We start from the raw sequence: 26,167 nt of genomic DNA, 5'->3' as shown, positions 1-26,167 counted from the left end.
CAGCGCTGCCCGCCACCCAGAAACCAGCCGTCACCGGAGGGTTGACCATCCCCCCGAGGTTGACCATCCCCTGGAGGTTGACCGTCACCGAAACTGGCCGCCAGCCAGAAACTGCCGGGCACCGCGCAACTTGGTGTGCAGGCGCCGCTGTGTCATGGCGCAGTCCAAGCGCACGTCTAGAGGGCCGGGCAGCCTGGTGTCCGCCCGCCGGCCCGAAGGCAACTGGTCCGCGTCCAGGCCATCGCGACGAGCGATGAGCACCCCAAGCTCGTATCGGCTCACCGCATCGGCTCCAGCGACATGATGGACACCGCGATACTCAGCTGCGGCAAGTTCCAGGAGCGCCGCGGCAAGGTCACGTACATGCACGGGACACCGCACATCATCGGTGAACAGCACCCCGCTCGACCTACCGGTGGCCAATGCATGCACCAGTATCTCGTGCGGGGAGTCACCGTCGCCAATGATCAACGATGTCCGGGCTATCACCGCAGCCGGCACGATCGCGCTCACCGCCGTCTCCGCGGCGGCTTTGGCCGCGCCGTACGGGCTGATCGGGTCAGGGACGCACGTCTCGTCATAACGAATCGCGGCGCCGGAGAAGATCGCGTCGCTCGACACATGGACGAGACGCCCACCCACCATGGAGACGGCGAGAGCCACATTCACGGCACCGATCGCGGTGGTCGTCCAATCCGCCTGCCGGTACGCGGCGTTGACGACCACCTCCGGCCGAAAGGCGCCGACCAGCACCTCGACGTCCTCGCGCCGACGCACATCGAGCGGCACCCACTCAACGCCGACGGTCTCCCCAGATCGGGTCAGATACGTCGCGGCGACCTCATACCCCGCCAGCGAACACTGCCGAGCCAGCTCACGGCCGAGAAACCCACTACCACCGACGATGAGGATCCTCACGGCCGGTCACCCTAGCCGATCAGCCACTCCCAGACGCCCGCCGGACGCCCGTCGGACGCACACGAGCCCGTACCCCCAAAGGGCGATTGTCTAGCGTTGCTTGAGGCGGAGTGCTTCTTTGCGAGCCTCGGCCTGGACGGACCGCTCGCGCTCCAGCCACGCGGGGTTCTCCGCCTTCAGCGCATCGATCTCGGCGGTGGTGAGCGGCTCGGTGATCCCGCCTCTGGTCAGGCCGGAAATGGAGACCCCGAGCTTCGCGGCGACGACCTGCTTCGGATGCGGGCCGTTGCGGCGCAGGTCAGCGAGCCAGGCGGGTGGCGTCGACTGCAGCTCGTTCAGCTCGTCCCTGGAGACGACACCCGCCTGGAACTCGGCGGGAGTGGCCGAAAGGAGGACACCCAGCTTCTTGGCCGCGGTCTCGGGCTTCATCGTCTGGATGCTCTTCGATTTGGACGAGGTCATGGCGCCAAGCGTAGTCAGTCGGAACGGGTTCCCCTGACATCGGTAGTCTGTGGAAGTGACTGATGGGGAGACCGGCAGGGTGTTCCGGCTGGCGTACGTGCCTGGGGTAACGCCCGCGAAGTGGGTCAACGTCTGGACCGAGAGGATGCCCGACGTGCCGATCACCCTCGTCTCGGTTCCCGCCGCCGAGGTGGTGGCACTCCTGCGGGACGGCGGCGCCGACGCCGGATTCGTCCGGCTGCCGATCGACCGTGACGGGCTCAGCGTGATTCCTCTCTACGTGGAGACCACGGTGGTAGTGGCGCCCAAGGACCACGCGGTGACGGCCGCCGACGAGGTAGCCCTTACAGACCTGACCGACGACGAGGTGCTGCACCCTCTGGACGACACCATCGAGTGGACCGACCGGCCCGGGCTACCCGCGTTCACCCGCCCACCCACAACGGCGAACGCGGTCGAGCTGGTAGCGGCCGGCACTGGGCTGCTCCTGGTCCCGCAGTCACTGGCACGCCTCTACCACCGCAAGGACCTCACACACCGGCCGGTGCCGGACGCGCCGCAGTCTCAGGTAGCGCTGGCCTGGCCCAAGGACGCGACCACGGACTTGGTGGAAGACTTCATCGGCATCGTCCGCGGCCGCACAGTGAACAGCTCACGAGGCCGTACCCCCGCCTCCCCCGCGGAGAAACCGGCACAGCGACAGGCGCAGAAACCCGCCAAGAGTGGCTCCGGCCGCCGGACTGTACCGGCCGGCCGCAAAAGGAAAGGCAACCGCCCTCGGTGACCTGCGTCCCCGTGACCTGGTGAGAGGCCCAGCCATCCGGCGATCTCCTCCAGGCTCATGCCGACACGCTGCCCCTCGCCGTCATCGATCTCGTGGACGCGTACTCGTTCTGCCACTCGGACAGGCTGGTCACACCTGCGATACGGCGAGTCTGCGTTCACCAGCGGTGCCTGCGGCCTAGGCTCCAAGCGCGGCCCGGCTCGGGCGGCAGATCACCCCGGCCTTGGCTGCACGGGTCGCCTCGCCGCTCCACACGACACTCACCGCGGGAGAGATGAATGGGGTGGTTGGTCTCGCTGCTCGGGGCCACGCTCATCATGGCCGCCCTACGAGATCTTTTCCACACGCTCTGGCACCCCACCCGCCATGGAGGTCTTAGCCGGCTCGTCATGGCTGCGTTGTGGAGGCTGGCCCGGCATCTCCGAGCGCGCAGGCGTGTGGTGGGGCTCGTCGGGCCGCTCGCCATGGTCACGGTGGTCGGCATGTGGGCCGTCACCATCATCCTGGGCTGGGCCATCGTCTACTGGCCCCACATGCCGGAGGCGTTCGCCTTCGCACCCGGTTCCGGACTGTCGCAGGAGCCGGAGCTGCTCGACTCCGTCTATCTGTCGCTCGTCATGGTGGCCACCCTCGGGCTCGGAGACATCGTGCCCGCCGAAGGCTGGCTCCGCGTGGTCTCACCCCTGGAAGCCGTCATCGGCTTCGTCCTCCTGACGGCCACCGTCTCCTGGGTGCTGGAGATCTATCCGACGCTGACTCGCCGACGGGTGCTCGCGATCCGATTGGCGCTGCTGTACCGCTCTGACCCATCCATGCAGCAGCTCGACTGCGCTGCAGGTGCGTCATTGCTGGCAAGCCTGGCCACCGAGGTGGTACGCGTCCGTATCGACTTCACCCAGTACGCCGAGGCGTACTACTTCCATGATGGTGAGGACCACTCGTCTCTGGCGGCCACGATCGGCTATGCCACTCACCTCGCCCAGCGCGGGCAGGCAGCCCGACGGGCAGATGTGCGTCTGATGGCCGCTCTGCTCGCTGGTGCGCTGGAAGACCTTGCCACCATCCTTGACCAGCGTTTCCTCCACACGGATGGAACACCCGCTGAGGTATTCGCCGCGTACGCGGCCGACCACGGCCGCCACGAGTCGGCGGATGACAATGTCGGTGCCCGGCGCTGAAGCGCGATAGGCCACCAATTCCCATAGCGTCTCAATTACCCGTGCGATGACCAGCCGTTCTATACCGGCCGCGGCATGATTACGCCAGATGACGGCGAGGTTGCGAGACCGTTCGGTCGTTGTACGAGTCCCCTTTCCGAAGGGCCGGCACGAGACGAGGTCATCCACGTCGACCACAGCGGGCGAGATGTCTCTTGCGATCAACTGACCGAAGATCTCTCCTGCCACGGAGGTTTTGCCGACCCCAACAGGTCACCGTCCTCGCACAGGCGGAACAGAACGGCGACCGCATGCGGGCTGGGAGCAAGACGACTTCGCGGTCTACGCCTGGCGATCCATCCGGCGGAAGGGCGACACCAAGACAGTCAAGTCTCGTAGGTCGCTCACGTTCCCCCGGCGTTGCGTGGACGCGCCGCGCCTGCCACCTGCCCAAAATCAGATCAGCGACGCGGCCCGACGATCAGCGGCCGCCACCCAAAGTTCTGCGGAACTAGGGACATGCTCGCGTCTACGGGGGAAGTACTTTGCTCAACACGACAGCGCATCCACAGGTCAGGCGACCTGCCAAACGTCCGCTACGGGTGAGTCTGGTGGTGGGGCTCACCAGCGTGGCGATGGCGGGCACCGGGTCACCGGTCTGGGCCGGACCACCAGTTGCCGCCGGACTCTCGACCCGGCAGGCCGCACAGCCATCCACACCATGCGGCCCGTCTCCGGAGGTGGAGTTCTACCAGGATGAGGTCCCGCAGCCGAAGGTGGCGACGCCTGACAACACTCGCTACGGCCATGACCATTACACCCTCACCGCCCACGTGGGTAGGCATTCGTTCTCTCCAGCGAACGACTGGCCTGAGGTAACCACACTGGGTTACAGCGCTTCCAGTGGCAGAGGCAGAGGCGACAGTAGCAGCAGCAGCGCCAGTAGTAGCAGTAGCAGCAGCGGTAGCAGCAGCTCCAGCAGTAGTGCCAGCAGCAGCGCCGACGGCGGCAACGGTGGCAATGGCGGTGGCAATGGCGGTGGCGGTGGCGGTGGCGGTGGCGGTGGCGGTGGCGTCGAGATGGACTTCCTCGGCCCGACGATCGTCACGCGAGAGAACCGGCCGGTCGACGTGAAGGTGATCAACGCCTTGCCGGCGGCGGGAACCCAGATATTCCCGTTCGACCAGCCGAACAACGACAACAGGCTCACCCTGCACCGTCACGGCGGCCTGCAGCGGCCAGAAAGCGACGGAGCACCCGCCCCCATCGGAGTGGAAGTCCCACCCGGCGGCTCGCAGACCCAGCACTATCCGAACAACCAGGCCGCAGCACCCCTGTGGTACCACGATCACATTGACGCGCAGACCTCGTACCACGCGTACGAGGGGCTGGCAGGGTTCATCCCCAACACCGACCGGCGGGAGCGCCAATTCGGCCTGCCCACCGGCGCCTTCGCCAAGGCTTACGTGCTGCAGGACAAGTCCTTCAACGCCGACAGGACGCTGTGCTACACCCACGCCGATCCCGAATTCTTCGGCGACCTCCCCGTGGTCAACGGTATCGTCGCGCCGAAGCAGACGGTGGAACCGCGCCGGTACACCTTTACCTTCATCAATGGGTCAGATTCCCGCTTCTACCGCCTGAGCCTGCGGCAAACCAGCGGCTCGACGGCCTCTGCTCCCAAGATGACCGTGGTGGCCGGTGACTCGGGCTACCTGCTTCACCCCGCTGTGGTCACCGAGCTGCTTGTCGCCCCCGGCGAACGGTACAAGGTGGTCATCGACTTCACCGGCCACCGTTCACAGAACTGGGTGCTGGCCAACAACGCTCCGGCGCCCTTCGGCGCGCTGGATGGCGTCGATCCCACCGGGGCTGGGATTCCGCAGCTCATGCGGTTCGACGTCGGCCCTTCGACCCGCTGGCCAGACCGCTCCCGAGTTCCGCATACGCTGCCGGAGACCAACAACCAGCTCCCACCCGCCGCCCTCCTCGCCAAAGCCAGACTGCGGACCGTGCAGGCCGGTGAGGTCATCCCCGGCGCCCCGCAGCTCGGGGACAAGGTCGAGTTGCTGAACTACGGGCCGGCCGACACGGCCACCGAGACACCGCGGCTGAACTCGACCGAGGCATGGGCCATGCGCAACCACAGCCCAGACGCTCATCCGATCCATCTGCATCTCGTCGAAATGCGGCTGATCGGCCGTTGGCCCGTCACCGAGTGGAGCGACCCCGACCCTGACACCGGCAACCAGGTACCGTTGGAGATCGGACAGTTCGTGCCACCGGCTCCTTACGAAAGCGGCCCGAAGGAAACGTTCGTGTCCCCGCCCGACTTCATCACCGTCTGGGCGACCAAGTTCACCGTCGGTGGGTCATCCGTCTGGCACTGCCACATCATGTCCCACGAGGACGGAGCGAGCACGGGCGGCGCAATCGAGATGATGCGGCCGCTGGTGATCGGCAACAAGCCGCAAACCCAACTGCCGCTGGTCCACGACCAGGTCCAACTCGACGAGTTGATACGCCGGCCATAGAAAGAAACCCGGTGGCCCTCCAGCCTGGAGGCCACCGGGTTCTCCCAGTCTCACGACGCGCTACAAAGTGAGGCGCCCAGAAAATTCCGGACAGTCGGCTACATAAGGCGACAGAAGCCTGGAAGAGGTAGGTGCGCGACGAGGCGTCGTAGACAGTTCTCGCCGGAGTTCGAGGAAGAAGCCGTCCCCATGGTGCTGGAGGGTGAGCGGACGGTCGCGTCGGTTGCGCACGAGCTCGGGATCAACGCGAGCACTCTGGACAGCTGGGTGAACCGGCATCGGATCGCGGCTGATCACTGACTACGAGATTCCCGACGATCTGATCGCTGCCCAGCGCGCCTGTTGATCAGGGGATGTACACCTCGTAGTAGAAGCCCGCCGGATAAGGGCCACCTCCGCGGAACCAGTGGCAGTAGGCGAGCCCGGTGTATTGACCGTTCTGCGCAGCGTCCTGGAAGGCGATGTCGCAGTCGGCCAGGGTCGAGTAGGGGCCCTGCAGGTACCAGTCCGGGCTCGGCCAGCCCGCGGCGGCCACGGCCGCGCTGATCTGGGTGGCGGCGAAAGCGGGTGCGGTACTAGCCAGGACACTGATGCCCAGCGCCACGGCGAGTACAGCGGCAGGTAATCGGCGGATCTTCATTGTGGGTGACTCCTCACATTCGGGAAGGAGAACACCTTCAGATGAGCACCGGCTACGAGCAATCGTCAAGAGCAACAGTCAATGCCTGTGGATCGGCTTGGGTGCTGTTGAGTCAGTGAGGCGGCACCTGTACGGAGTGTTACAACGGCGAGGCCCGTCGGACACGCCGAAGCAGCATCTCCCATCATGGTTGTTGTGGACGAAGAGCGCCTAGCCGGCGGAAACAATGCGTTGGAGGTCGTGCGCGTTGGCGACACGGTGCGCCGCGCTCGCGATCGGGGCGCTGCATTCGCCTCCCGGGTGCTGGCCTACCTGGAGTCCTTCGGCTACCCGCATGCGCCGCACTACCTCGGCATCGACGAACACGGCCGGGACATACTGAGTTTCATCCCGGGGAACACCACCGACCATCCCACGCAGCGAGCACCCGGCGCATACGCCCTCGGAAGCCGGATGCTCCGAGACCTGCACGAGGCGACCGCCGGACACGCCCTGGCAGCCGCCGCCGAGTGCGTCATCCATGGCGATCCCGGCCCGTTCAACACCATCTTTCAAAAGGGCCTGCCAGTGGCACTCATCGACTGGTCGTCGTGCCGCCCCGGCAACCGACTCGATCGCCGACGCGATGAATTCCAAGATCGCCCAGGACACCGATGGACCCTCCAGCGCAGGCTAATGGCACGAAGCCCCGTTTCCATGATCGGAGACGGGGCTTTTCCGCAGGTGGGCGGTACTGGGTTCGAACCAGTGACCCCTCGCTTGCAAGGCTCGCCGCGAGAGGGTGGGACCTCGGGTGATTCGGGGTCACACCTCGGCGAACGTTCCGCCATGTTCCTCGACCGTCCACGCTCGTCCTGGGCCGTTGTCACTCAGATAGTCACTCAGTGGGAACGGCCTGGCCGTGCTCCAGATAGACGGTCCTGCCAAGCTCGCGTGCAGTAGTGGCGGCATTGACGCGACGAGCAAGCCGCTCGATCAACAGCCCGTCCAGTTCCTCGACGGGATGAAACTCGTAGGCGCTCAGCTCGTTGTCCACGAACCTGATCTGCTTGAGCAACTCGCCGTCCAAGGTGCCTCCGTCGAACACGAACAGGACCTTGTCGCCCTCCTTAGGGAGAGGCGCCCAATCGACCACGAGGAGGCGACCGATGGCCGGCTGAATGCCCAGCTCCTCTTGCACCTCTCGAATGCACGCCTCGTACGGGGTCTCCCCCGGCTCGACGTACCCGCCCGGGATGTCCATGGAGGGCTTGTACGTAGGACGGACGAGAAGCACACGGCCACTGTTATCGAAGAACAGCGCACCGGCGGCGGCACGGGCCTGGGCGAACGGCGGAGCCTCCTGATCGTTCACAGCCCCGACCTTACGCCACAGGGACTGCCTTCACACGATGTGCAGTCGCCGGGCGAGAGCTGAGAGCTGGAAACTGGGTTTGCCCTTCTGCCTTCTAATCCACGACATCGTGAGCTGGCGGCTGAGGTAGTGATGGCGCACCTGCTCGGGAGCGATGGTCTCGGCCTCCAACAGCGCGGCCATCGCGTCGTCGGTACGGTTCCATAGGCTCAAGGCATGCGCCACGGCCAGGCCATGACGAGCGCGACGGTCGATCGGAAGCCCGCTGGTATCCAGCTTCGGCCCGAGTTCCACAGCCACCCGGATGTCTCCCAGCTCGATTGCCGTGGCCACCTGATGGATACGGACGTTCGTCGGCCCGAACGCGGTCCAGACATGGTTGGCGTCACCGCCGAGCCGCACCGCCGCTTCCTGTGCCTCAGCGAGGAACGCGCGTGTCGTGCTGCGGTCGTCGTCTCGCGCCGCCGCCATCGACCCGGCGAGGTACAGCGTGCCGTACACCGAAACCAGCTCAGCCGTAGCGTGCGGGAGGTCAGGAGACAGCAGGTCGGCGGCGTCCATCGTGAGCTGCTTGGCTGCCTCGTAACGGCCGTTGGACAGAAGGGCGTGGGTTACGGAGCGAAGCAATGAGGCCGTCACGAGCTGATCACCGGATTGCCGTGCGAAGGACAGTCCCCGCTCAGCGGCGATCCACGCGAGATCAGCCTCACCCACCTTGGTCAGGATGCTGGCAGCGGCATGGTAGACCTGCCCGAGCACTCCCGATGCGGACATGCGCGCGTCACCGTTCGCTGCGCGCGCAGCATGATGCGCCTCCCCCAGGAGTCCGGGCAGAGTCCGTATAACGTAGCCGTACCGGGCTCCCTGGTACGCCCGCCACACCTCGGCAAGGGCACGTCGCAGGTCGGCCTGACCGGAGGGTTCCGCGTTCTCCACGAGGCCGGCCATCGTGCAACCGAACCACCACTGCACACCAGCTCAGACCGGCTCAGTCACTCGAAGTGAAACAGGGAGGCTAGGCCGATTGTTCGCCCGGCACCTTAGCGAGTTGCACACCACGCAGGCTGAGCAGCACCAACCCAGCGCACCCGCAGACGAGCGCGATGTCGGCGACGTTACCCACGAACGGGCCGTAGTCGATGAAGTCCACAACATGCCCGCGGCCCAGGCCGGGCTCGCGGAAGAGTCGGTCGCCCAGGTGGGATACCGCACCGCCGAGCAGCACGCCCAGCACGAGCGCCCAGCCCGCCGAGGCCAGTCGGCGTGCGGTGTAGAGAATGCCGACCACTGCCGCTGCCGTTGCCAGGGTGAACACCCATGTCGCCTCGATGCCTATGGAGAACGCGGCGCCAGGGTTGTACAGCAGCCGGAAGTAGATCAGAGGCGGGATCACGGCGACGCGCTCGCTGTCGGACAGCGCGGAGACCGCCCACAGTTTGGTGAGCTGGTCCGCGAGCAGGACTACCGCCGCCAGTATGAGCATCACGCCGTACAGTCGGCTTGAACCCCGCGCCAACCGCATCATCATGGCCTCCGTGCGTAGCGATATCCGAACCAAGATTCCCTGAGACTATCGGCCCCTTCGCCGTGGCAAAGTGCATGTTGCCGCCGTGGGGCAATCGGCTGAGCTCGTGGCTTGTCAGGCAGCCTTGGCCGGGTATTCGGTCCACTGACGGATCGATGACTCGGGCGCGAAGCGGGTCTTCGGCTCGGCCCGGCTGTTCCGCCAGCGGATGTAGGCGGCGATGGCGGCGTTCTGCTCGTCGTGGGTGCGATGATCGGTGCCGTTCAGCGCGAAGTAGCGCAGGGCTGCGAACTCGGATTCGATCCAGTTCAGCCAGGATCCGTAGGTCGGCGGGAAGACCAGCTCGACGTCGTTAGCTTTGATGCCTTGCCCGTCACTCACCACGCGCGGCGCATGATCCGCACCTGCTGGGACCTCGGCGGACGCCCTGAGTTCAAGGCGCTGCGACTCCGCCCATGGGCGCACATGCTCGGCTTTCGCGGCCACTTCTCCAGCAAGAGCCGTGCCTACTCCCTCAACCTCACCGACCCGCGCAACGCTCGTGCCGCCCACCGCGCGGCCGAAGCCCGCGAGCGTCACGGCCTGCCCGCCCTCGGCGACGCCACCACGCTCGTCCTGGGCCACTGGCGCTTCGCCGGAATCGGCTACACCCCGGGCGAAGCGATCATGGCCGAACACATCCGCCAGCGTGTCCAGACCGCCTGCAAGATCGCGGCAGAGCAGGCGGATGAATGACCCCACCTCTACCCGCCCACGACCGGCGGCTCTACCGCGTCTGCGAGGCCATGTATCTGCTCAGCCTCAGTCGAAGCGTGATCTATGAACTCATCCGCTCAGGACGCCTCCGCTCCGTGACTCAGGGGCGGACCCGGCTCGTCCCCGCCTCAGCCATAGAGGACTACATCTCCCTACTCGAACAGGAGGCTTCATGACCGAACGACGCAGTCGAGGAGACGGCGGCCTGCACCGGGACGAGACGCGGCAACGCTGGATCGCCTCGGTGAGGGTCGGCTACACCCCGGCTGGCAAGCGCATCGTCAAGAAGGCCAGCGGCAAGACCAAGACCCAAAGAGATCGTCCGCGACCATGAGGACGGCCTGGCCATCGCGCCCACCAACTACACGGTGGCCGATGCCGTCCGCTACTGGCTTCAGCACGGCCTCGGCGGGCGTTCCCCCGCGACCGTCAAGATGTGCAACACCTACGCCGACACGCACGTGATCCCCGCCCTCGGTGCTCGCAAGCTGCGGGATCTGTCTGTGGAAGACGTCGACAAGTGGCTGACCAGCAAGACGGGCGAGCTGGGCACCCGGTCGCTCAAGCTCATCCACGGCATCCTCAACCGGGCGGTCAAGAGCGCGATGCGTCGCGACAAGGTGAAGCGCAACGTCGTGGATCTCTGCGACATCCCGGAGGGACGCGCGGGTCGTCCGTCGAAGGCCCTGACGCTGGCTCAAGCTCTCGCCGTCCTCACGCAGGCAGAGACGAGCGGCGAGCGCATGCGGGCCTACATCGTCCTCTCGCTCCTGATCGGCGCTCGGACGGAGGAACTGAGGGCGCTGCTCTGGTCGCACGTCGTGGCTTACGATGAGGCTCGGGCCGCGTGGCTCCCGGTGGGGGAGATGGGCTGGGAGCACGAGGAGTTCGCGATCTACGTCTGGCGGTCCGGCCGGCAGAAGGGCGACACGAAGACGGTGAAGTCCCGCCGGTCGCTCAAGCTCCCACGGCGCTGCGTGGATGCGCTGCGCCTGCTCAAGGAAGCCCAAGAGATCGTTCAGGAGAAGGCGGGGGACCGCTGGAAGGGTACGGATCTCGTGTTCTGCACGCGGACCGGCACGCCTGTCACGGCCCACAACGTACGGCGTGACTTCCGGAAGGTCGTGGAGGCGGCAGGGCTCACCGGACGGGAGTGGTCGCCTCGCGAGTTGCGGCACAGCTTTGTGTCCGTGCTGTCAGACTCCGGCGTCCCCATCGAGGACATCTCGCGCCTCGTCGGGCACTCCAACACGGTGGTCACCGAGACGGTCTACCGGCACCAGATCCGGCCTGTGATCATGCAAGGAGCTGCGGCGATGGACAAGATCTTTGGGAGTTAGTCACTCACTTAGTCACTCAGACGCCGTTTTCAAGATCAGAGATCAAATGTTTACGCAGGTGGGCGGTACTGGGTTCGAACCAGTGACCCCTCGCTTGTAAGGCGAGTGCTCTACCGCTGAGCTAACCGCCCCTGATCGGCACTACACCTTACGACACCAACGGCTCCGATCGCACATCCACCACCCACCCGGCCCCCAGGTCCTCCCGGCCGGCCGCGCGCCAGCCCAGCAAGGCCGCCCCCAGCATTCCCGCGTCGACGCCCAAAGCGGCCGGCAAGAGGGGTGGGGCGTCTCGGAAGGCGAGGCGTTTGACGAGGCGGGTGCGGACGGGGTCGAAGAGGGCCGGGCCCGCCTCGGCCAGGCCGCCGCCCAGGACGATCATGGAGGGGTCCAGGAGCAGCGTGTACGTGGCCAGGGCCAGCGAGAGGGCCTCTACCGCCTCGTCCCACACCTCTACGGCCAAGGGGTCGTCCGAGGAGACCACCTGTTCGGCGCGGATGTCCTCCAGGCCGGAGCGGAGGCTGTAGCGCCGGCCGACCGAGGCCGCCGACGCGTACGTCTCCAGGCAGCCGAACTGGCCGCACGCGCACTGCTCGCCGTCCGGGAAGACCGGGATGTGGCCGATCTCGCCGCCCCAGCCGGAGGAGCCGCCATAGGGCTCGCCGTGGACGATCATGGCGCCGGCGATGCCCGTGCCGATGGGCAGGAAGAGGAAGTCGGGTACGCCGCGCCCCGCGCCGAGGACGCTTTCCGCCAGGCCCCCGGTACGTACGTCGTGGCCGAGCATGACCGGCACATCGAGTGCGGTGAAGTCGGAGGCCTGGACGTCACGCCAGCCGAGGTTCGCCGCGTAGACGGCCACGTCCTCGGACACCAGCCCAGGCACGGCCAGGCCGACGCCTGCCGGGATGCCGTCGCCGGAGGCGGCCAGGTGGCTGATGAACTCCCGGATGGCGGCTACGACGGCCTCCGGGCCCTCCGCGCGGGGGGTCGGGCAACGCTCGCTCAGCAGAACCGCGCCGGACTCGCTGACCAGGCCGCCCTTCATGGACGTGCCACCGACGTCGAGCGCCACCACGAACGAACTCATTGCAGACACGCAGGAGACGATAGCGCAGCTCAGCGAATGTCCGGATAAAGGCGAGACGCTCCCAGGTCAGGCCCGGCCGAGTACCCGGTTCAGCGCCGCCTCGACCTCGGCCGACAGGCCCGGCGGGGCGCCTGAGCCCGCCATCGCGTCCGACCCCACGAACGCGTCCGCCCGCGCCTGCCGCACGGCCCCGCAGCCCCTGCACTCCACCTCGCCCAGCCGGCAGATCAGCGCCGTGGACCCGCACGTGCCGCAGGCGTCGAGGTCGAGGTCGTGCAGCAGTTGACAGTCCGGGCAGATGAGCACCTGCGTCTCGCGGCGTACCCCCCGCTTCCACGGGCTGGCGCCACGGACGGGGTCCGTCTGCCGGGCCCCGCAGCGGTAGCAGGGCATCGTTTCCTCCGTTAAGAAATGTCGGCGAGTGCCTTGACGTAATCGGCGACGTCACGTGCCTGGCTGGTCGGATTGACCACCGACCACCGGATCACGCCCCCGCCGTCGATGATGAAGGTCCCCCGCAGAGAAACCCCCTTCTCGTCGTCGAACACACCGTACGCCCGCGCGACCTGTCCATGTGGCCAGAAATCGGAGAGCAACGGGAACGCGTAACCCTCCACGTCCGCCCAGGCGCGATGGGTGAACATGGAGTCGACCGAGACGGTGAGGAGCTCCGCGTCAGCCAGGGAATCCTGGGCATCGCGCAGCGCCGACAGCTCCCGATGGCACACGCCGCTGAAGGCGAGCGGATAGAAGACCAGCACGACCTTCCTCCCCCGGAAGCCCGACAGCTTCACCGGAGAGCCGTGCTGGTCCCGCAGTTCGAAGTCTGGAGCAAGCGCGCCGACCTCGGCAGGACGTTCGTTCACACACGCCATCCTGCCGTATGGCAGGCGCTCAGACTCCCTAGCGTCGGCCCTTCGGTGAGGCCAGTCTGGTCCCTGACCAGTCAGGCGCGGCGGAGATGCTGCTGGTCTGCGAGAGACCCGCCGTAGTGGCATCCTCCCCGATGTCGCTCGGCTCCACGTGGCCGTCGCGCCCGGCCTTGGGAGTCAGCAGCCAGATCTGGCCGGCGTCGGCGAGTGATCGCATGGCGTTGGTGAGGACGTCGAAGAGATCGCCGTCGCCGTCGCGCCACCACAGCAGCACCACGTCGACTACGTCGTCGGTCTCCTCGTCCAGCAACTCGTTACCGGTCAGGTCCTCGATGGAGTCGCGAAGCTCGTCGTCGACGTCCTCGTCCCAACCGATCTCCTGCACCACCTGACCCGGCTTGAGGCCGAGCCGTTCGGCCAGGCCGCGCTCACTTTGCGCCTGACCCGCGGTCGCGCTCACGTTTATCCCTCCTGCTTGAGTGGCCCCGCATATGCGGTTTATCGCTTCGGGACAGTCCACACGCTGTGACCCTTAGTCGTCAACGGTCGCCACGGGTACGGCCGTAGACGGGCCGCATCAATCCGACAAAAACGACAGGCGTACCTGGCGTTGCGGGTTGTCGACATTAAGGTCGACGATTGCGATGGACTGCCAGGTGCCCAGTGCCAGACGCCCGCCAAGTACGGGGATGGTCGCGTACGGCGGGATGAGCGCGGGCATGACATGTGATCTGCCATGACCGTGCGACCCGTGGGCGTGACGCCACCTGTCGTCGGCCGGGAGCAGATCGCGCAAGGCGGCGACGAGATCGTCATCACTGCCCGACCCCAGCTCGATCAGTGCCACCCCGGCCGTGGCGTGCGGTACGAAGACGTGCAGCAGCCCGTCCTCCCCCAGCGTCCGCACGAAGTCCGCGCAGTCCGAGGTGATGTCGTGCACCGTCTCCCGTGAACCCGTGGCCACGGAGATGATCTGAGATCTCACACACGAATTCTACTTAGGTACGACGACCGCATCAGGGCCGGGAAACACCAGCCCGGTGTGCCCGTCGTCGAACTGCACGATGTACGGGGGCCCACCGTCGGTGCCGTGGATCTCGATGATGATGCCACCGTGATCCCGCTCGCCGACCGTGTTGCCGTGCACCAGCAGCCGGTCGCCTATCGTCGCGTTCATATCTCCAGACTCGTACGGAGAGCTCCGTTCGGAAAGAGGGACACACTCCCCCCTCCGCAGGGAGAGGGAGAATCCTGACCGAAACGTTACGCTGCCCGGATGTGACACATCGTGCCACCCGGGCGGCCGACTCTGTCACACTGACACCGTATCCGCGCTGGTCAAGGCCATGATCGGCGGCCTCTGCCCACCGCCGACAAGACTGGCCAGAGGCTTGCGGCTAGACTCGCGCGGCGCATCGCGCCCTTGGCGGCCCCTTTGGGAGACCCCTACGCCACGCCCGGCGAAATTTCGTAGCTTTTCCGGTCTTGTTAAATTGACGGGCCAAGGTAACCTTGGCCGGGATTCGTCCTACCATCGGTGGTCTAGGCCACTGATCGTGACCCTGCCAGCAGGGACACACTGGTTACCGACCAGTAGAGATGCACTTTCTACGGTAAGCGACCAGGATGGAAGGCGACCTAGACCAGACATCAGTCATCCTCGGAAGGCGAGACCCAGTGGCTTCCGGACGCCAGCGATTCTCGATCATCAGCGACGGCCTACCCAGCCAACTGCCTGATGTCGACCCCAGTGAGACCAACGAGTGGCTCGAGTCCCTCGACAACGTCGTCAAGACGGAGGGCCGCAGCAGAGCTCGCTACTTGATGCTCCGCATGCTGGAGCGCGCCCGCGAGCACCAGGTCGGCGTGCCGGGCCTGCGCAGCACCGACTACATCAACACGATCCCGCCGGAGCGCGAGCCCTGGTTCCCCGGCGACGAGCACGTCGAGCGGCGGATCCGCGCCTACATCCGCTGGAACGCCGCGATCATGGTGTCCCGCGCCAACGCGCGCACCAACGTGGGCGGCCACATAGCCACCTACGCCTCGGCCGCCTCGCTCTACGAAGTGGGCTTCAACCACTTCTTCCGCGGCAAGGACCACGGCGAGTCGGGCGACCAGGTCTTCTTCCAGGGCCACGCCGCGCCGGGTATCTACGCCCGCGCCTACCTGGAGGGCCGCCTCAACGAGGCGCAGCTGGACGCGTTCCGGCAGGAGCTCTCGCACGGCTTCCACGGCCTGCCCTCCTACCCGCACCCGCGGCTCATGCCCGACTTCTGGGAGTTCCCCACCGTCTCCATGGGCTTGGGGCCGATCGGGGCGATCTATCAGGCGCGGTTCAACCGCTACCTACTCAACCGCCAGATCAAGGACACCAGCCGCAGTCACGTATGGGCCTTCCTGGGCGACGGCGAGATGGACGAGCCCGAGTCGCTCGGCGCGATCGGCCTGGCGGCACGTGAGGAGCTCGACAACCTCACGTTCGTCATCAACTGCAACCTGCAGCGGCTCGACGGCCCGGTACGCGGCAACGGCAAGATCATCCAGGAGCTGGAGTCCTACTTCCGCGGCGCCGGCTGGAACGTCATCAAGGTCGTCTGGGGCCGCGACTGGGACCCGCTGCTGGCGGCCGATGTCGACGGTGTGCTGGTCAACCAGATGAACACCACGCCCGACGGCCAGTTCCAGACCTACTCCGTAGAGTCCGGCGGCTACATCCGCGACAACTTCTTCGGCGGCGACCCGCGCCTGCGCAAGATGGTCGAGCACATGTCCGACGACGACATCCGCAAGCTGTCGCGCGGCGGCCACGACTACCGCAAGGTCTACGCGGCGTTCAAGGCGGCCCGTGAGCACGTCGGCCAGCCGACGGTCATCCTGGCCCAGACCATCAAGGGCTGGACGCTCGGCAAGGATTTCGAGGCGCGCAACGCCACGCACCAGATGAAGAAGCTCACCAAGGCCGAGCTCAAGGAGTTCCGCGACCGGCTCTACCTGCCGATCCCCGACTCCGCGCTCGAGGGCGAGCTGCCCCCCTACTTCCACCCGGGCGAGAACGACCCCGAGATCGAGTACATGCGCGAGCGCCGCGCGGCCTTGGGCGGCGTGCTGCCCAAGCGCGTCATGCGCGCCAAGCCCATCAAGCTGCCCGGTGACAACATTTACGAGCAGTTCGGCAAGGGCTCGGGCAAGCAGCAGGTGGCCACCACGATGGCCTTCGTCCGCGTGCTGAAAGACCTGATGCGCGACAAGGAGATCGGCCACCGGTTCGTGCCGATCATCCCCGACGAGGCTCGCACTTTCGGCCTCGACGCGATGTTCCCGACGGCGAAGATCTACTCCCCGCACGGCCAGACGTACGAGGCCGTCGACAGGGAGCTGCTGCTGTCGTACAAGGAGGCCGTCCAGGGCCAGATCCTGCACGAGGGCATCAGCGAGTCGGGTTCGATGGCCTCGGCGATCGCGGCGGGCACGGCCTACGCCACGCACGGCGAGCACATGATCCCGATCTACATCTTCTACTCGATGTTCGGCTGGCAGCGCACCGGCGACCAGATGTGGCAGATGGCCGACCAGATGGGCCGCGGCTTCCTGCTCGGCGCCACGGCCGGCCGCACCACGCTCAACGGCGAGGGTCTGCAGCACGAGGACGGCCACACGCCGCTGATCGCCTCGACGAACCCGGGCGCCCTCTCCTACGACCCCTCGTGGGCCTTCGAGGTCGCGCACATCGTCAAGGACGGCCTGCGCCGGATGTACGGCGAGCAGCCCGAGAACGTCTTCTACTACCTGACCGTCTACAACGAGCCCTACACGCAGCCTCCGCAGCCTGCGGACCTCGACGTGCAGGGCCTGCTCAAGGGCCTCTACCGGTTCGCCGCGGGGCCGCAGACGCAGGGACCGAAGGCCAACATCCTGTCGTCGGGCGTAGCGGGGCCCTGGGCCGTCGAGGCCCAGCGGCTGCTGGCCGAGGACTGGGGCGTGTCGGCCGACCTGTGGTCGGCGACCTCCTGGACCGAGCTGCGCCGCGACGCGCTGGCCTGCGAGGAGCACAACCTGCTCAACCCCGAGGCTGAGCCGCGCGTGCCGTACGTCACCCAGGCCCTCTCCCAGGCCACGGGCCCGTTCGTGGGCGTCAGCGACTACATGAGGGCCGTGCAGGACCAGATCGCGCAGTGGGTGCCGGGTGACTGGTCCTCGCTGGGCACCGACGGGTTCGGCCTGTCCGACACCCGCTCGGCGCTGCGCCGCCACTTCCACGTCGACGCCGCCTCGATCACGCTGGCCGTGCTGACCAGCCTGGTCAAGCGTGGCGAGCTCGACGGCGAGGTGCTGCGCGAGGCGATCGCCCGCTATCACCTCAAGAACGGCGTCACCGAGGCCGGTGGCGCGGAGAGCAACGACACCCAGTCGATGGGCGTCTGAGCGCACAACCTGATGGCGCCCCCGCGGAAGGTCTTCCGCGGGGGCGCCATCGACTTTCAGGAGTGGTACGTGCCGCCTCGCTCCGTTGATATGCACTCGCGTATTGTGGGGAAAACTTCCCCCTGAGATATCGAGGGGGAGATGGACATGCGACGCGTCCTTGCCGTCGTCACACTGGCCGCATCGGCCGCAGCCTGCATGAGCGCGCCGACGAAACCGGCCGTGGATGGGGGCACCGGCGCCGCCCAGCAGATCGCCTGGGGACCGTGCACGGACCTCAAGCGGCCCGACGGGCAGCGACCGGCCAGGCAGGACACCTCGGTGCGGTGCGCCAAGCTGGCGGTGCCCCTCGACTACGCCGAGCCCGGCGGCGACAAGATCGAGATAGCGCTCATCAAGATCCCCGCCACCGACCAGAGCAAGCGGCTGGGCTCACTGGTGTTCAATTTCGGCGGCCCGGGAGGCTCCGGCGTCGACACTCTCGACCAGGCCGCCAAGTCGCTCACCAGCCTGCGCTCCCGCTACGACCTGGTCAGCTTCGACCCGCGCGGCGTGGAGCGGAGCTCGGGAGTGCACTGCGGCGACAGCGCCGAGCTGGACAAGTACATGGCCCTCGACACGCTGCCCGACAACGAGCAGACCCGCGCGGAGGGCGACGCGGCCAACAAGCAGCTGGCCCAGCACTGCGAGAAGGACTCCGGCAAGATCCTGCCGTACGTCGGCACGGTCAACGCCGCCCGCGACATGGACCGGCTGCGCGCCGCGCTGGGCGACGAGAAGCTCAACTTCGTCGGCATGTCGTACGGCACGCAGCTCGGCGCCGTCTATGCCACCAAGTTCCCCCAGCAGGTGGGCCGGATGGTGCTCGACGCCCCGCTCGACCCCACGGTCACCTTCGAGCAGCGCACCCTGGCCCAGACCCGCGGCTTCCAGCACGCCTACCAGAGCTTCCTGAAGTCCTGCGTCAAGGACCGCTGCGAGGTCGGCAAGGACGTGCCGACCGCCGCCGCGAACCTCGACCGGCTGATGAACCAGCTCGCCGCCAAGCCGCTCAAGGTCGGCCAGCGCGACCTCACCCAGGGGCTGGCCTCCACCGGCGTCGCCGCCGCGCTCTACTCCGAGTTCGCCTGGCCGTTCCTGGGCAACGCGCTCGGCGCGGCGCTCAAGGGCCAGGGGCAGGCGCTGATGTACCTGGCCGACTCCTACACCGGCAGGGCGCAGGACGGCACGTACTCCACGCAGATGACCAGCTTCCCGGCCATCACCTGTGCCGACACCTCCGAACGGCCCGACCTGGCCACGCTGCGGCACACCGAGGACGCGGCCGTGAAGATCTCGCCGCTGTTCGGCAGCGAGGGCCCCGGCGGGCTGTGCGCCGTCTGGCCGGTCAAGGGCGACGACGAGGCCAAGCACGTCGACGCGACCGGCTCGGCGCCGATCGTGGTGGTGGGCGGCACGGGCGACCCCGCCACACCGTACGAGTGGGCGCCCAAGCTGACCGCGCAGCTCAAGACGGCCACGCTGGTCACGTTCGAGGGCGAGGGGCACGGCGCGTACCTGTCGGGCAACAAGTGCGTCAAGCGGTTCGTCGACTCCTACCTGCTGGCCGGGAAGATGCCCGAGCGGGGTGCCACCTGCAAGTCGGTCTGATCTAGTCTCGGTCACGTGACGGACTATCCCCGGCTCGTGGAGAGCGAGAGCGCGCGGCTGGCCGAACTGGCCACCGGCGCCGATCCCGGCACCCCGGTGCCGCATTGTCCCGGCTGGACCCTGGCGGACCTGATCACGCACGTCGGCACGCTGCACCGGTGGGTGGTGCACATCGTGGAGACGGGCCGGCAGGAGCCGATCTGGTCCCGCCAGGTGCCCAACGGCCTGGCAGAGGGGCAGCGCGGCGATGCGGCCTGGCTGGGCTCGGGCGCTCGGGAGCTGGTCGCCACGCTGCGCGCGACCGACCCGGACACGCCCGTCTGGACCTGGGGCGGCGACCAGCGCGTGAGCTGGTGGGCCCGCAGGATGCTGTTCGAGCTGGTCGTCCACCGCTGCGACGCCGAGCTCGCGGTGGGCGTGGCGCCCGTCGTGGAGGCACCGGTCGCGATCGACGGGATCGAGGAGTTTCTGGAGGCCCTGCCGCACGCGTTCTGGGTGGCCAAGCGCCTGGCGGCGCTCGACGCGGAGGGGGCCACGATCCACCTCCACGCGAGCGACGCCGACGGCGAATGGACCCTCACCCAGGGCCCGGCTGGCCGGATCAGCTGGGCGCGCGGCCACGCCAAGGGCGACGCCGCCGTTCAGGGCCCGGTGAGCGACCTGCTGCTGATGTTGTACGGCAGGCGCTCGCCGGACGCGCTGACCGTCCACGGCGACCGCGCCTTCCTGGACCGCTGGCTGACGACCGCCGCGCTGTAGTCAAAGGCCGTATCAAGCCGCGGTGATCCACGGTGATGGCCCTGGACGCGCCGCCACTCGGCGGTCGGCGGCGTGTCCAGGGCGGGTGACCGCTCGCCAGAGCGGCTCGCGCGCGTGCCCCGGTCGGCGGGGAAGGTGCCTTCCCGGGTGCACGCCCGGCCAGGTCACCTGCGGTGGAAGACCCCGAAGAGGTTGCCCGAACCGTCCTGGAGATAGGCGAAGTCGGTGCCCGCGCCGTCGTCGATGACCTTCGTGACGACCTTGCCGCCGAGCGACTCGGTCTCGCGGCACTTCTGCTCCACGTCGGCCACCTCCACATGGAAGATCGCGTGGGCGGGGAACTCGCCCTTGGTGTTGTAGAGGCCGCCTCCGGGCTGCTCACGCCCCGGATAGCCGATCGTCCGGTAGTCGATCGGGCCACCGTCGGAAGCCCCGAACGTCCAGCCGAACAGCCCGCCATAGAACCGCTGGGCACCTTCGGGGTCGTCGGTCGCGACCTCGAACCAGGTAACCGTGTTGTCCATCGTCGTCTCCCTGTTTTCTCGAACAAGACAACGATCTAACGCTTGGGCGACAACCCTATGTCGGTGTTTTCGAATGATTAATCGAGCACCGCGCCGTGCACGAACATGTCCGGGATGTCGGTGGAGAACCTCTCCAGCGGCCGGTCGGGACAGCGCTCGGCGATCAGCGAGGCCGAGGCGATCCGGTCGAGGCGGAAGACCCGTACGTCATCGCGCAGGCGGCACCACGCCACGAGATACCAGAAACCACCGCGACCGCCCAGGAACACCCCGGGCTCGACGTCGCGCGAGGTCAGCGCCCCCTTAGCGTCGGCGTAGTCGATCCTGAGCACGCGCCGCCGCTGCAGGGCCTCCTCGATCGCCCGGGAGATGCCCTCGCCGCCCAGTGGCTGGATCTCGGTGCCCGGCTCGGCGGCCGGGGTGACCATCCGCACCCGGCGCGCCAGCTCCCTGGCCAGCTCGCCCTCCCGTCCCGGCATGGCCGCGACCACCTTGCGCAGCGCGCTGCGCGCCTGCCTGCCGAACGGCTGGTCACCCGCCCGGCTCAGCGCCACGGCGATGGCGACCGCCTCGGCGGGGGTGAAGTTGAGCGGGGGTAACGACATCTTCTTGTCGATCGCGTAACCGCCCTTGCGCCCCGGTTGGGCGTAGATCGGCACGCCTGACTCCTGTAGCGCGATGATGTCGCGCTCGATCGTGCGGGCGCTGACCTCGAACCGCTTGGCCAGCTCGCGGGCCGAACGGCAGCGTGGCGAGATCGCGCGCAGGTCCTCGACGAGCGCGTAGAGCCGGTCGGTACGGTTCACACTCGTGACGTTACGCCGCGCCACCGACAATCGCGGGTCGCAAACCCCTTACCAGGCAGGCGATCCCGGTTCAAGCGTGACACGCCAGCACATGACACCCCAGCACATGGCACGCCGGCAGAGGGCACGCCGGCAGAGGGTTCAAGCGTGGCGCGCCAGCAGATCGGCGAGCGGCCAGGTGTTGACGATCCGCGCCGCCTCGATGCCGCACTGGGCCGCGCGCTCGCAGCCATGGCGCTGCCAGTCGAGCTGGCCGGGCGCGTGCGCGTCGGAGTCGATCGCGAAGTCACAGCCCATCTCGTAGGCCAGCCGCAGCAGCCGTTTCGGCGGATCGAGCCGGTCGGGCCGTGAGTTGATCTCGACCGCCACCCCGAACCGGCGGCACGCCTCGAAGACCAGCTCGGCGTCGAAGTCCGACTCCGGCCGCACCCGGCCCCGCCGGCCGCCCGCCTGCACGACCCGCCCCGTGCAGTGGCCGAGCACGTCGACGTGCGGGTTCGAGATCGCCGTCACCATCCTGCGCGTCATCTCATGACCGCTCATCCGCAGCTTGGAGTGCACGCTGGCCACCACCACGTCGAGCCGTTCCAGCAGCTCGGGCTCCTGGTCCAGGGTGCCGTCCACGTTGATGTCGACCTCGACACCGGTCAGGATCCTGAACGGCGCCAACCGCTCGTTGAGCCGTTCGACCTGGTCGAGCTGCCTCTTGAGCCGGTCGGCCGACAGGCCGTTGGCCACGGTCAGGCGGGGCGAGTGGTCGGTCAGCGCCCAGTACGCGTGGCCGAGCGCCTCGGCCGCCTCGGCCATCTCCTCGATCGGTGAGCCGCCGTCGGACCAGTCCGAGTGGCTGTGCAGGTCGCCCTTGAGCGCCGCCCTGAGCGCCGCGGTCTCGTCGTCGAGGTCGGCGCCCTCGGTGGCGCGCATCCTGCGCAGGTACGTGGGCACGTCGCCGTCCAGCGCCTCGGTGATCGCCAGTGCGGTGACCTTGCCGATGCCCGGCAGATCGGTCAGGCCGCCGACCCGCGCCAGGCGTACCAGCTCGTCGGGGGGCAGGTCGGTGACGACGGCGGCGGCGTTGCGGAAGGCCCGCACGCGGTAGGTGGGCTCGCCGGCCCGTTCGAGCAGGTAGGCGATCTCGCGCAGCGCCTCGACGGGTGTCATGTGTTGATACGTACCCAAGCCGATGGCAAGCGGCCGGTGGTAGGCATTGAAGCGTTACGACGTGCGGCTATAGGCTGTTCGGCCAACGAAAGCAGGAGCTTGATGGGTTACTCGCCGCCCGCGCCGCCTCCGATGCCGGAGGCCCCCAAGCGGTCGAAGGCGTCGAAGGTGGTCACGCTGTCCGTCCTCGGCATCGTGTCCGTTCTCTTGGTGGGCTACTGCTCGGCCCAGAACGACGACGACGTGACGGCCGACTGCGTCGACATGAACAACCAGCTGAGCGACGGCTCGTACGAGGTCGTCGACGAGTCCCTCTGCGACGATGACGACGACGGCACCTCCCACTTCTACGGCGGCTCACGCGGCGCCTACCACTGGTACTACGGCGGCACCCGGATCGGCACGCGCGTCCGCGCCGGCACCAGCTACCGCCCCTCCGACGTGAACATCTCCAGCCGCAAAGGCCGCGACATCCAGCGCGGCGGCTTCGGCAGCCACTGGAGCGGCGGCGGCTGACGGTGCGGCGCGAACACGGCACTCCCCGGGACGGCTGGGAGAAGACGATCGAGAGCCATGGGCTGGCCTATCACCGGGCCGCCCATCCGGAAGGGCTCACCCGGCCCTACTGGGACGAGTCCATCCACTACGTCTTCTCCATGGAGGAGGTGGAGGGGCTGGAGGAGCAGGTCGAGGAGCTCCACGAGATGTGCCTGCACGCCGTCGAGCACGTGGTCTCGACCGGCCGCTACGCGGACTTCGCCATCCCCGACTGGGCCCACGAGGACGTGGCGCGCTCCTGGGAGCGGCGCGACTCGCACCTGTACGCCCGCTTCGACCTGCGCTACGACGGCACAGGCCCGGCCAAACTGCTGGAGTACAACGCCGACACGCCCACCTCGCTGGTCGAGTCGTCGGTGGCGCAGTGGTTCTGGCTCAAGGACGTCCACCCCGCGGACGACCAGTGGAACTCCATCCACGAGCGGCTCGTGGACCGCTGGCGGGAGCTGACCCTGCCCGCGGGGCCCGTCCACTTCGCCTGGACGAACATGGACGAGACCGGCGAGGAGGCGATGACCCTGGCCTACCTCCAGGAGACCGCCGAGCAGGCCGGGCTGGGCACGGTCGCCGTCGCCATGGAGGACATCGGCTGGGACGCGCTCAACCGCCGCTTCGTCGACGTCGAGGAGCGGATGATCCGCTCGGCGTTCAAGCTCTACCCGTGGGAGTGGATGCTGGCCGACCCGTTCGGGCGGCACGCCGTCCGGCACGCGACCTGGATCGAGCCGCTGTGGAAGACGCTGCTGTCGAACAAGGCGCTGCTGGCCGTCCTCTGGGAGCTCTATCCAGGCCACCCCAACCTGCTGCCCGCCTACCTCGACGGCCCCCGTGACCTGGACTCCTACATCGCCAAGCCGCTCCTGGGCAGGGAGGGCGCGTCGATGCGCATCGTCACGCCGGACGGCACCCAGGAGACGCCCGGCTCCTACGGCCAGGAGGGCTACGTCTACCAGGGGTTCGACGCCCTGCCCGACTTCGAAGGCGAGCGGCCGGTGCTCGGCGCCTGGGTGATCGCCGACGAGGCCGCCGGAATGGGTATCAGGGAGACTACTGGCCTGATCACCGACGACACCTCTTCCTTCGTCCCTCACCGAATCGAGCACCCATGACCCTGCTGGAAACCCTCGCCCGCGGCGCGGGCGCCATCGCCGCCTACGCCGCCGTGGGCGTCGTGCTGCTCATCGTCGGCTTCTACGTGATCGACCTCGCCACGCCGGGCAAGCTGAGCTCGGTCATCCGCACCGAGCGCAACCCCAACGCCACGCTGCTGGCCACTTCGGCGCTGGCCGCGGTGGGCCTGATCGTCGCGGCCTCCATCTGGTCCTCGGGCGGCCGGCTCACCGAGGGCCTGGCGGGCACGGTGGTCTTCGGGCTGGTCGGCATCGTGGTGCAGACCGTCGCCATGCTCGTCTTCGACAAGCTGGTCGGCATCTCGGTACGCGACCTGGTCAAGGAGCCCGAGCTGCAGCCGGGCGCCCGGCTGCTCGCCGTCACCCACGTCGCCATCGGGCTCATCACCGCAGTCGCGGTCATCTGACCCAGACCCCGCTCCCGTCGCGGTCGGCTGCCCCACGCCGTGAGTCAGGTGACCGCGACCAGGCTCGCGTCGCGGCCATCTGACTCCACCTGGCACTCTAGGAGGCGTGACAGATCGGACCCGGGAGGACACCACCCGCAGGCTGGAGCGGGCCATGGGCTCGCTCGGCACCGCGGCCATGGCGCGCATGGACGATCAGCTGCCGTGGTTCCGCGCCCTCAGCGCCGAGGACCGCTCCTGGGTGGGACTCGTGGCGCAGGCCGGCATCGCCGCGTTCGTGGAGTGGTTCCAGCACGCGGGCGAGAACCGGCCCACGCCCAGCATCGAGTTCTTCGGCACCGCGCCACGTGAGCTGAAGCGGTCGATCTCCTTGCAGCAGACCGTCGACATCGTCAGGGTCGTCGTGGAGGTCGTCGAGGCGCAGACCGACGAGCTGGCCGCGCCGGGCGGCGAGGACCAGCTGGAGCAGGCCATGCTCCGCTACACCCGCGACGTGGCCTTCGCCGCCGCCCACGTCTACGCCCGCGAGGCGGAGGCCAGAGGCTCGTGGGACGCCCGGCTGGAGGCGCTGATCGTCGACGCCCTGGTGCGCGGCGAGGTCGACGACGGGCTGCACTCCTGGGCCGCCGCGCTGGGCTGGACCTCCTCCCCCGTCGTCGTGATCGCCGGCCGCGCCCCTGAGGGCGACCCGCGCGCGGTGATCGACGGGCTGCGCGAGAAGGGCCGCCGGATCGGCATGGACCTGCTGGCCGGCGTGCAGGCCGACCGGCTGATCGTGATCGTGGGCGGCGCCGACAGCGTGGACGCCGCCGCCAAGCAGGTCGTGGCCCGCTTCGGGGAGGGGTCGATCGTCATCGGCCCGGAGGTGCCCGACCTGCACGCCGCCGCCAGATCGGCCAAGGCGGCGCTGGCCGGGCTGAAGGCGTCGTCCGGCTGGCCCGACGCGCCCCGCCCGGTGCACGCCGACGACCTGCTCGCCGAGCGGGCGCTCGACGGTGACGACGACGCCAGGGAGCAGCTCATCGAGAGCGTCTATCTCCCGCTGGCCGGCACCCCGCTGCTCGATACGCTGGCCACATACCTGGAGCAGGGCACCTCGCTGGAAGCGACCGCCCGGCTGCTGTTCGTCCACCCCAACACCGTGCGCTACCGGCTCAAGAAGATCACCGAGCTGACCGGCTACCAGCCGACCGAAGGCAGGTCGGCCTTCACCTTGCAGGTGGGGCTGATTCTCGGCAGGCTTTCGGAGAGCGCTGCCACCTGGCGCGCCCTAACGTAATAACCCCGAAACCCCCACTGTAGGGTTCCTACAAAA

The 26,167-nt window shown here is 67.9% G+C and carries 34 protein-coding genes and 1 tRNA gene; 16 read left to right on the top strand and 19 right to left on the bottom strand.

Annotated elements, in window-relative coordinates; all coding sequences use genetic code 11:
• Positions 1-84 precede the first annotated feature (84 nt).
• Complete coding sequence (locus AB0J16_RS29275; protein ID WP_358545083.1) at positions 85-918, bottom strand: sugar nucleotide-binding protein; 834 nt, start codon at positions 916-918, stop codon at positions 85-87.
• 90 nt (positions 919-1,008) lie between these two features.
• Positions 1,009-1,380 carry a DUF5997 family protein gene (locus AB0J16_RS29270; RefSeq protein WP_357940420.1) on the bottom strand — a complete coding sequence of 124 codons (372 nt, stop codon included), beginning with the start codon at positions 1,378-1,380 and terminating at the stop codon, positions 1,009-1,011.
• Positions 1,381-1,435: 55 nt separating this feature from the next.
• Here AB0J16_RS29270 and AB0J16_RS29265 point away from each other — a divergent pair, with 55 nt between their 5' ends.
• Both AB0J16_RS29265 and AB0J16_RS29260 read left to right on the top strand, forming a co-directional pair.
• Positions 1,436-2,164 carry a LysR family substrate-binding domain-containing protein gene (locus tag AB0J16_RS29265; protein ID WP_358545079.1) on the top strand — a complete coding sequence of 243 codons (729 nt, stop codon included), beginning with the start codon at positions 1,436-1,438 and terminating at the stop codon, positions 2,162-2,164.
• 389 nt (positions 2,165-2,553) lie between these two features.
• Entirely contained in the window at positions 2,554-3,342 is a 789-nt protein-coding gene (locus tag AB0J16_RS29260) for a potassium channel family protein (protein WP_358545077.1), read from the top strand.
• An 868-nt stretch (positions 3,343-4,210) separates the two neighbouring features.
• Here AB0J16_RS29260 and AB0J16_RS29255 read toward each other — a convergent pair.
• Positions 4,211-4,342 (bottom strand): hypothetical protein, encoded by a 132-nt coding sequence (locus AB0J16_RS29255; RefSeq protein WP_358545076.1) that lies wholly within the window; start codon positions 4,340-4,342, stop codon positions 4,211-4,213.
• A gap of 58 nt (positions 4,343-4,400) precedes the next feature.
• On the opposite strand from AB0J16_RS29255, the gene AB0J16_RS29250 reads away from it, so the two are divergent.
• Both AB0J16_RS29250 and AB0J16_RS29245 read left to right on the top strand, forming a co-directional pair.
• Positions 4,401-5,855, top strand: a complete 1,455-nt coding sequence (locus AB0J16_RS29250) for a multicopper oxidase domain-containing protein (RefSeq protein WP_358545074.1) — start codon at positions 4,401-4,403, stop codon at positions 5,853-5,855.
• 24 nt (positions 5,856-5,879) lie between these two features.
• Positions 5,880-6,155, top strand: a complete 276-nt coding sequence (locus AB0J16_RS29245) for a transposase (protein WP_358545316.1) — start codon at positions 5,880-5,882, stop codon at positions 6,153-6,155.
• Positions 6,156-6,201: 46 nt separating this feature from the next.
• Here the strand turns inward: AB0J16_RS29245 and AB0J16_RS29240 are convergent, their stop codons facing one another.
• Positions 6,202-6,495, bottom strand: a complete 294-nt coding sequence (locus AB0J16_RS29240) for a hypothetical protein (protein WP_358545073.1) — start codon at positions 6,493-6,495, stop codon at positions 6,202-6,204.
• Between the two features lie 210 nt (positions 6,496-6,705).
• A complete protein-coding gene (locus AB0J16_RS29235; protein ID WP_358545320.1) occupies positions 6,706-7,131 on the bottom strand; it encodes a hypothetical protein in 426 nt (141 codons plus the stop codon).
• Here AB0J16_RS29235 and AB0J16_RS29230 point away from each other — a divergent pair.
• Positions 7,012-7,437 carry a hypothetical protein gene (locus AB0J16_RS29230; RefSeq protein ID WP_358545314.1) on the top strand — a complete coding sequence of 142 codons (426 nt, stop codon included), beginning with the start codon at positions 7,012-7,014 and terminating at the stop codon, positions 7,435-7,437. The genes AB0J16_RS29235 and AB0J16_RS29230 overlap by 120 nt on opposite strands.
• Here the strand turns inward: AB0J16_RS29230 and AB0J16_RS29225 are convergent.
• The 4 genes from AB0J16_RS29225 to AB0J16_RS29210 all read right to left on the bottom strand — a co-directional run bounded on the left by AB0J16_RS29225 (position 7,373) and on the right by AB0J16_RS29210 (position 9,755).
• Positions 7,373-7,849, bottom strand: a complete 477-nt coding sequence (locus AB0J16_RS29225) for an NUDIX hydrolase (protein ID WP_358545071.1) — start codon at positions 7,847-7,849, stop codon at positions 7,373-7,375. The genes AB0J16_RS29230 and AB0J16_RS29225 overlap by 65 nt on opposite strands.
• 30 nt (positions 7,850-7,879) lie before the next feature.
• Positions 7,880-8,797, bottom strand: coding sequence for an XRE family transcriptional regulator (locus AB0J16_RS29220; RefSeq protein WP_358545069.1), 918 nt, complete (start codon positions 8,795-8,797; stop codon positions 7,880-7,882).
• A gap of 67 nt (positions 8,798-8,864) precedes the next feature.
• Positions 8,865-9,332 carry a signal peptidase II gene (locus AB0J16_RS29215; RefSeq protein ID WP_357944564.1) on the bottom strand — a complete coding sequence of 156 codons (468 nt, stop codon included), beginning with the start codon at positions 9,330-9,332 and terminating at the stop codon, positions 8,865-8,867.
• 156 nt (positions 9,333-9,488) lie between these two features.
• A complete protein-coding gene (locus AB0J16_RS29210; protein ID WP_358545067.1) occupies positions 9,489-9,755 on the bottom strand; it encodes a hypothetical protein in 267 nt (88 codons plus the stop codon).
• Here AB0J16_RS29210 and AB0J16_RS29205 point away from each other — a divergent pair.
• The 4 genes from AB0J16_RS29205 to AB0J16_RS29190 are packed head-to-tail and all read left to right on the top strand — an operon-like array spanning position 9,741 to position 11,470.
• Positions 9,741-10,109, top strand: a complete 369-nt coding sequence (locus AB0J16_RS29205; protein WP_358545065.1) for a replication initiator — start codon at positions 9,741-9,743, stop codon at positions 10,107-10,109. The two genes, AB0J16_RS29210 and AB0J16_RS29205, sit on opposite strands and share 15 nt — an antisense overlap.
• Positions 10,106-10,306, top strand: a complete 201-nt coding sequence (locus AB0J16_RS29200; protein ID WP_358545064.1) for a helix-turn-helix domain-containing protein — start codon at positions 10,106-10,108, stop codon at positions 10,304-10,306. The genes AB0J16_RS29205 and AB0J16_RS29200 overlap by 4 nt, the downstream gene beginning before the upstream one ends.
• Entirely contained in the window at positions 10,303-10,464 is a 162-nt protein-coding gene (locus AB0J16_RS29195; protein ID WP_358545062.1) for a hypothetical protein, read from the top strand. The genes AB0J16_RS29200 and AB0J16_RS29195 overlap by 4 nt, the downstream gene beginning before the upstream one ends.
• A gap of 34 nt (positions 10,465-10,498) precedes the next feature.
• The gene (locus AB0J16_RS29190) at positions 10,499-11,470 is read left to right on the top strand and encodes a site-specific integrase (protein ID WP_358545060.1); all 972 of its coding nucleotides are present in this window, start codon (positions 10,499-10,501) and stop codon (positions 11,468-11,470) included.
• Positions 11,471-11,529: 59 nt separating this feature from the next.
• Here the strand turns inward: AB0J16_RS29190 and AB0J16_RS29185 are convergent.
• From AB0J16_RS29185 to AB0J16_RS29155, 7 genes are all read right to left on the bottom strand, one after another.
• Positions 11,530-11,601 (bottom strand) — tRNA-Val (locus tag AB0J16_RS29185).
• Positions 11,602-11,618: 17 nt separating this feature from the next.
• Positions 11,619-12,560 (bottom strand): ROK family protein, encoded by a 942-nt coding sequence (locus AB0J16_RS29180; RefSeq protein WP_358545312.1) that lies wholly within the window; start codon positions 12,558-12,560, stop codon positions 11,619-11,621.
• 66 nt (positions 12,561-12,626) lie between these two features.
• Positions 12,627-12,953 (bottom strand): hypothetical protein, encoded by a 327-nt coding sequence (locus tag AB0J16_RS29175; RefSeq protein ID WP_357940388.1) that lies wholly within the window; start codon positions 12,951-12,953, stop codon positions 12,627-12,629.
• Positions 12,954-12,964: 11 nt separating this feature from the next.
• Positions 12,965-13,426, bottom strand: coding sequence for a peroxiredoxin (locus AB0J16_RS29170; protein ID WP_358545058.1), 462 nt, complete (start codon positions 13,424-13,426; stop codon positions 12,965-12,967).
• 37 nt (positions 13,427-13,463) lie between these two features.
• Entirely contained in the window at positions 13,464-13,892 is a 429-nt protein-coding gene (locus AB0J16_RS29165; protein ID WP_357940384.1) for a DUF3052 domain-containing protein, read from the bottom strand.
• A 117-nt stretch (positions 13,893-14,009) separates the two neighbouring features.
• Entirely contained in the window at positions 14,010-14,417 is a 408-nt protein-coding gene (locus AB0J16_RS29160; RefSeq protein WP_357940382.1) for a secondary thiamine-phosphate synthase enzyme YjbQ, read from the bottom strand.
• 9 nt (positions 14,418-14,426) lie between these two features.
• On the bottom strand, positions 14,427-14,609 hold the full coding sequence (locus AB0J16_RS29155; RefSeq protein WP_357940380.1) for a DUF1918 domain-containing protein: 183 nt from the start codon (positions 14,607-14,609) through the stop codon (positions 14,427-14,429).
• 500 nt (positions 14,610-15,109) lie between these two features.
• Between AB0J16_RS29155 and aceE the strand changes: the two genes are divergently transcribed.
• The 3 genes from aceE (at position 15,110) to AB0J16_RS29140 (ending at position 20,266) form a co-directional block, all read left to right on the top strand.
• Positions 15,110-17,857 carry a pyruvate dehydrogenase (acetyl-transferring), homodimeric type gene (gene aceE / locus AB0J16_RS29150; protein ID WP_358545056.1) on the top strand — a complete coding sequence of 916 codons (2,748 nt, stop codon included), beginning with the start codon at positions 15,110-15,112 and terminating at the stop codon, positions 17,855-17,857.
• Between the two features lie 147 nt (positions 17,858-18,004).
• Positions 18,005-19,507 carry an alpha/beta hydrolase gene (locus tag AB0J16_RS29145; protein WP_358545054.1) on the top strand — a complete coding sequence of 501 codons (1,503 nt, stop codon included), beginning with the start codon at positions 18,005-18,007 and terminating at the stop codon, positions 19,505-19,507.
• Between the two features lie 15 nt (positions 19,508-19,522).
• Positions 19,523-20,266, top strand: coding sequence for a maleylpyruvate isomerase family mycothiol-dependent enzyme (locus AB0J16_RS29140; RefSeq protein WP_358545052.1), 744 nt, complete (start codon positions 19,523-19,525; stop codon positions 20,264-20,266).
• 164 nt (positions 20,267-20,430) lie between these two features.
• Here AB0J16_RS29140 and AB0J16_RS29135 read toward each other — a convergent pair whose 3' ends face one another.
• The 3 genes from AB0J16_RS29135 to AB0J16_RS29125 form a co-directional block, all read right to left on the bottom strand.
• Positions 20,431-20,790 carry a VOC family protein gene (locus tag AB0J16_RS29135; protein ID WP_358545051.1) on the bottom strand — a complete coding sequence of 120 codons (360 nt, stop codon included), beginning with the start codon at positions 20,788-20,790 and terminating at the stop codon, positions 20,431-20,433.
• Between the two features lie 77 nt (positions 20,791-20,867).
• Positions 20,868-21,596 carry a YafY family protein gene (locus AB0J16_RS29130; protein WP_358545049.1) on the bottom strand — a complete coding sequence of 243 codons (729 nt, stop codon included), beginning with the start codon at positions 21,594-21,596 and terminating at the stop codon, positions 20,868-20,870.
• A 141-nt stretch (positions 21,597-21,737) separates the two neighbouring features.
• Positions 21,738-22,757: a PHP domain-containing protein gene (locus AB0J16_RS29125; RefSeq protein ID WP_358545047.1), complete on the bottom strand. Its 1,020-nt coding sequence runs from the start codon at positions 22,755-22,757 to the stop codon at positions 21,738-21,740.
• A 102-nt stretch (positions 22,758-22,859) separates the two neighbouring features.
• On the opposite strand from AB0J16_RS29125, the gene AB0J16_RS29120 reads away from it, so the two are divergent.
• The 4 genes from AB0J16_RS29120 to AB0J16_RS29105 all read left to right on the top strand — a co-directional run bounded on the left by AB0J16_RS29120 (position 22,860) and on the right by AB0J16_RS29105 (position 26,131).
• Complete coding sequence (locus AB0J16_RS29120) at positions 22,860-23,273, top strand: hypothetical protein (RefSeq protein WP_357940365.1); 414 nt, start codon at positions 22,860-22,862, stop codon at positions 23,271-23,273.
• A 2-nt stretch (positions 23,274-23,275) separates the two neighbouring features.
• Entirely contained in the window at positions 23,276-24,424 is a 1,149-nt protein-coding gene (locus tag AB0J16_RS29115; RefSeq protein WP_358545045.1) for a glutathionylspermidine synthase family protein, read from the top strand.
• Positions 24,421-24,852: a DUF350 domain-containing protein gene (locus AB0J16_RS29110; protein ID WP_225289003.1), complete on the top strand. Its 432-nt coding sequence runs from the start codon at positions 24,421-24,423 to the stop codon at positions 24,850-24,852. Before AB0J16_RS29115 ends, AB0J16_RS29110 begins: the two co-directional genes overlap by 4 nt.
• A gap of 154 nt (positions 24,853-25,006) precedes the next feature.
• Positions 25,007-26,131, top strand: a complete 1,125-nt coding sequence (locus AB0J16_RS29105; protein WP_358545310.1) for a helix-turn-helix domain-containing protein — start codon at positions 25,007-25,009, stop codon at positions 26,129-26,131.
• Positions 26,132-26,167 lie beyond the last annotated feature (36 nt).

It is taken from the genome of Nonomuraea sp. NPDC049750 (assembly GCF_040659625.1).
GTDB lineage: Bacteria > Actinomycetota > Actinomycetes > Streptosporangiales > Streptosporangiaceae > Nonomuraea.
This window is presented reverse-complemented; position numbering and strand designations above follow the sequence as displayed.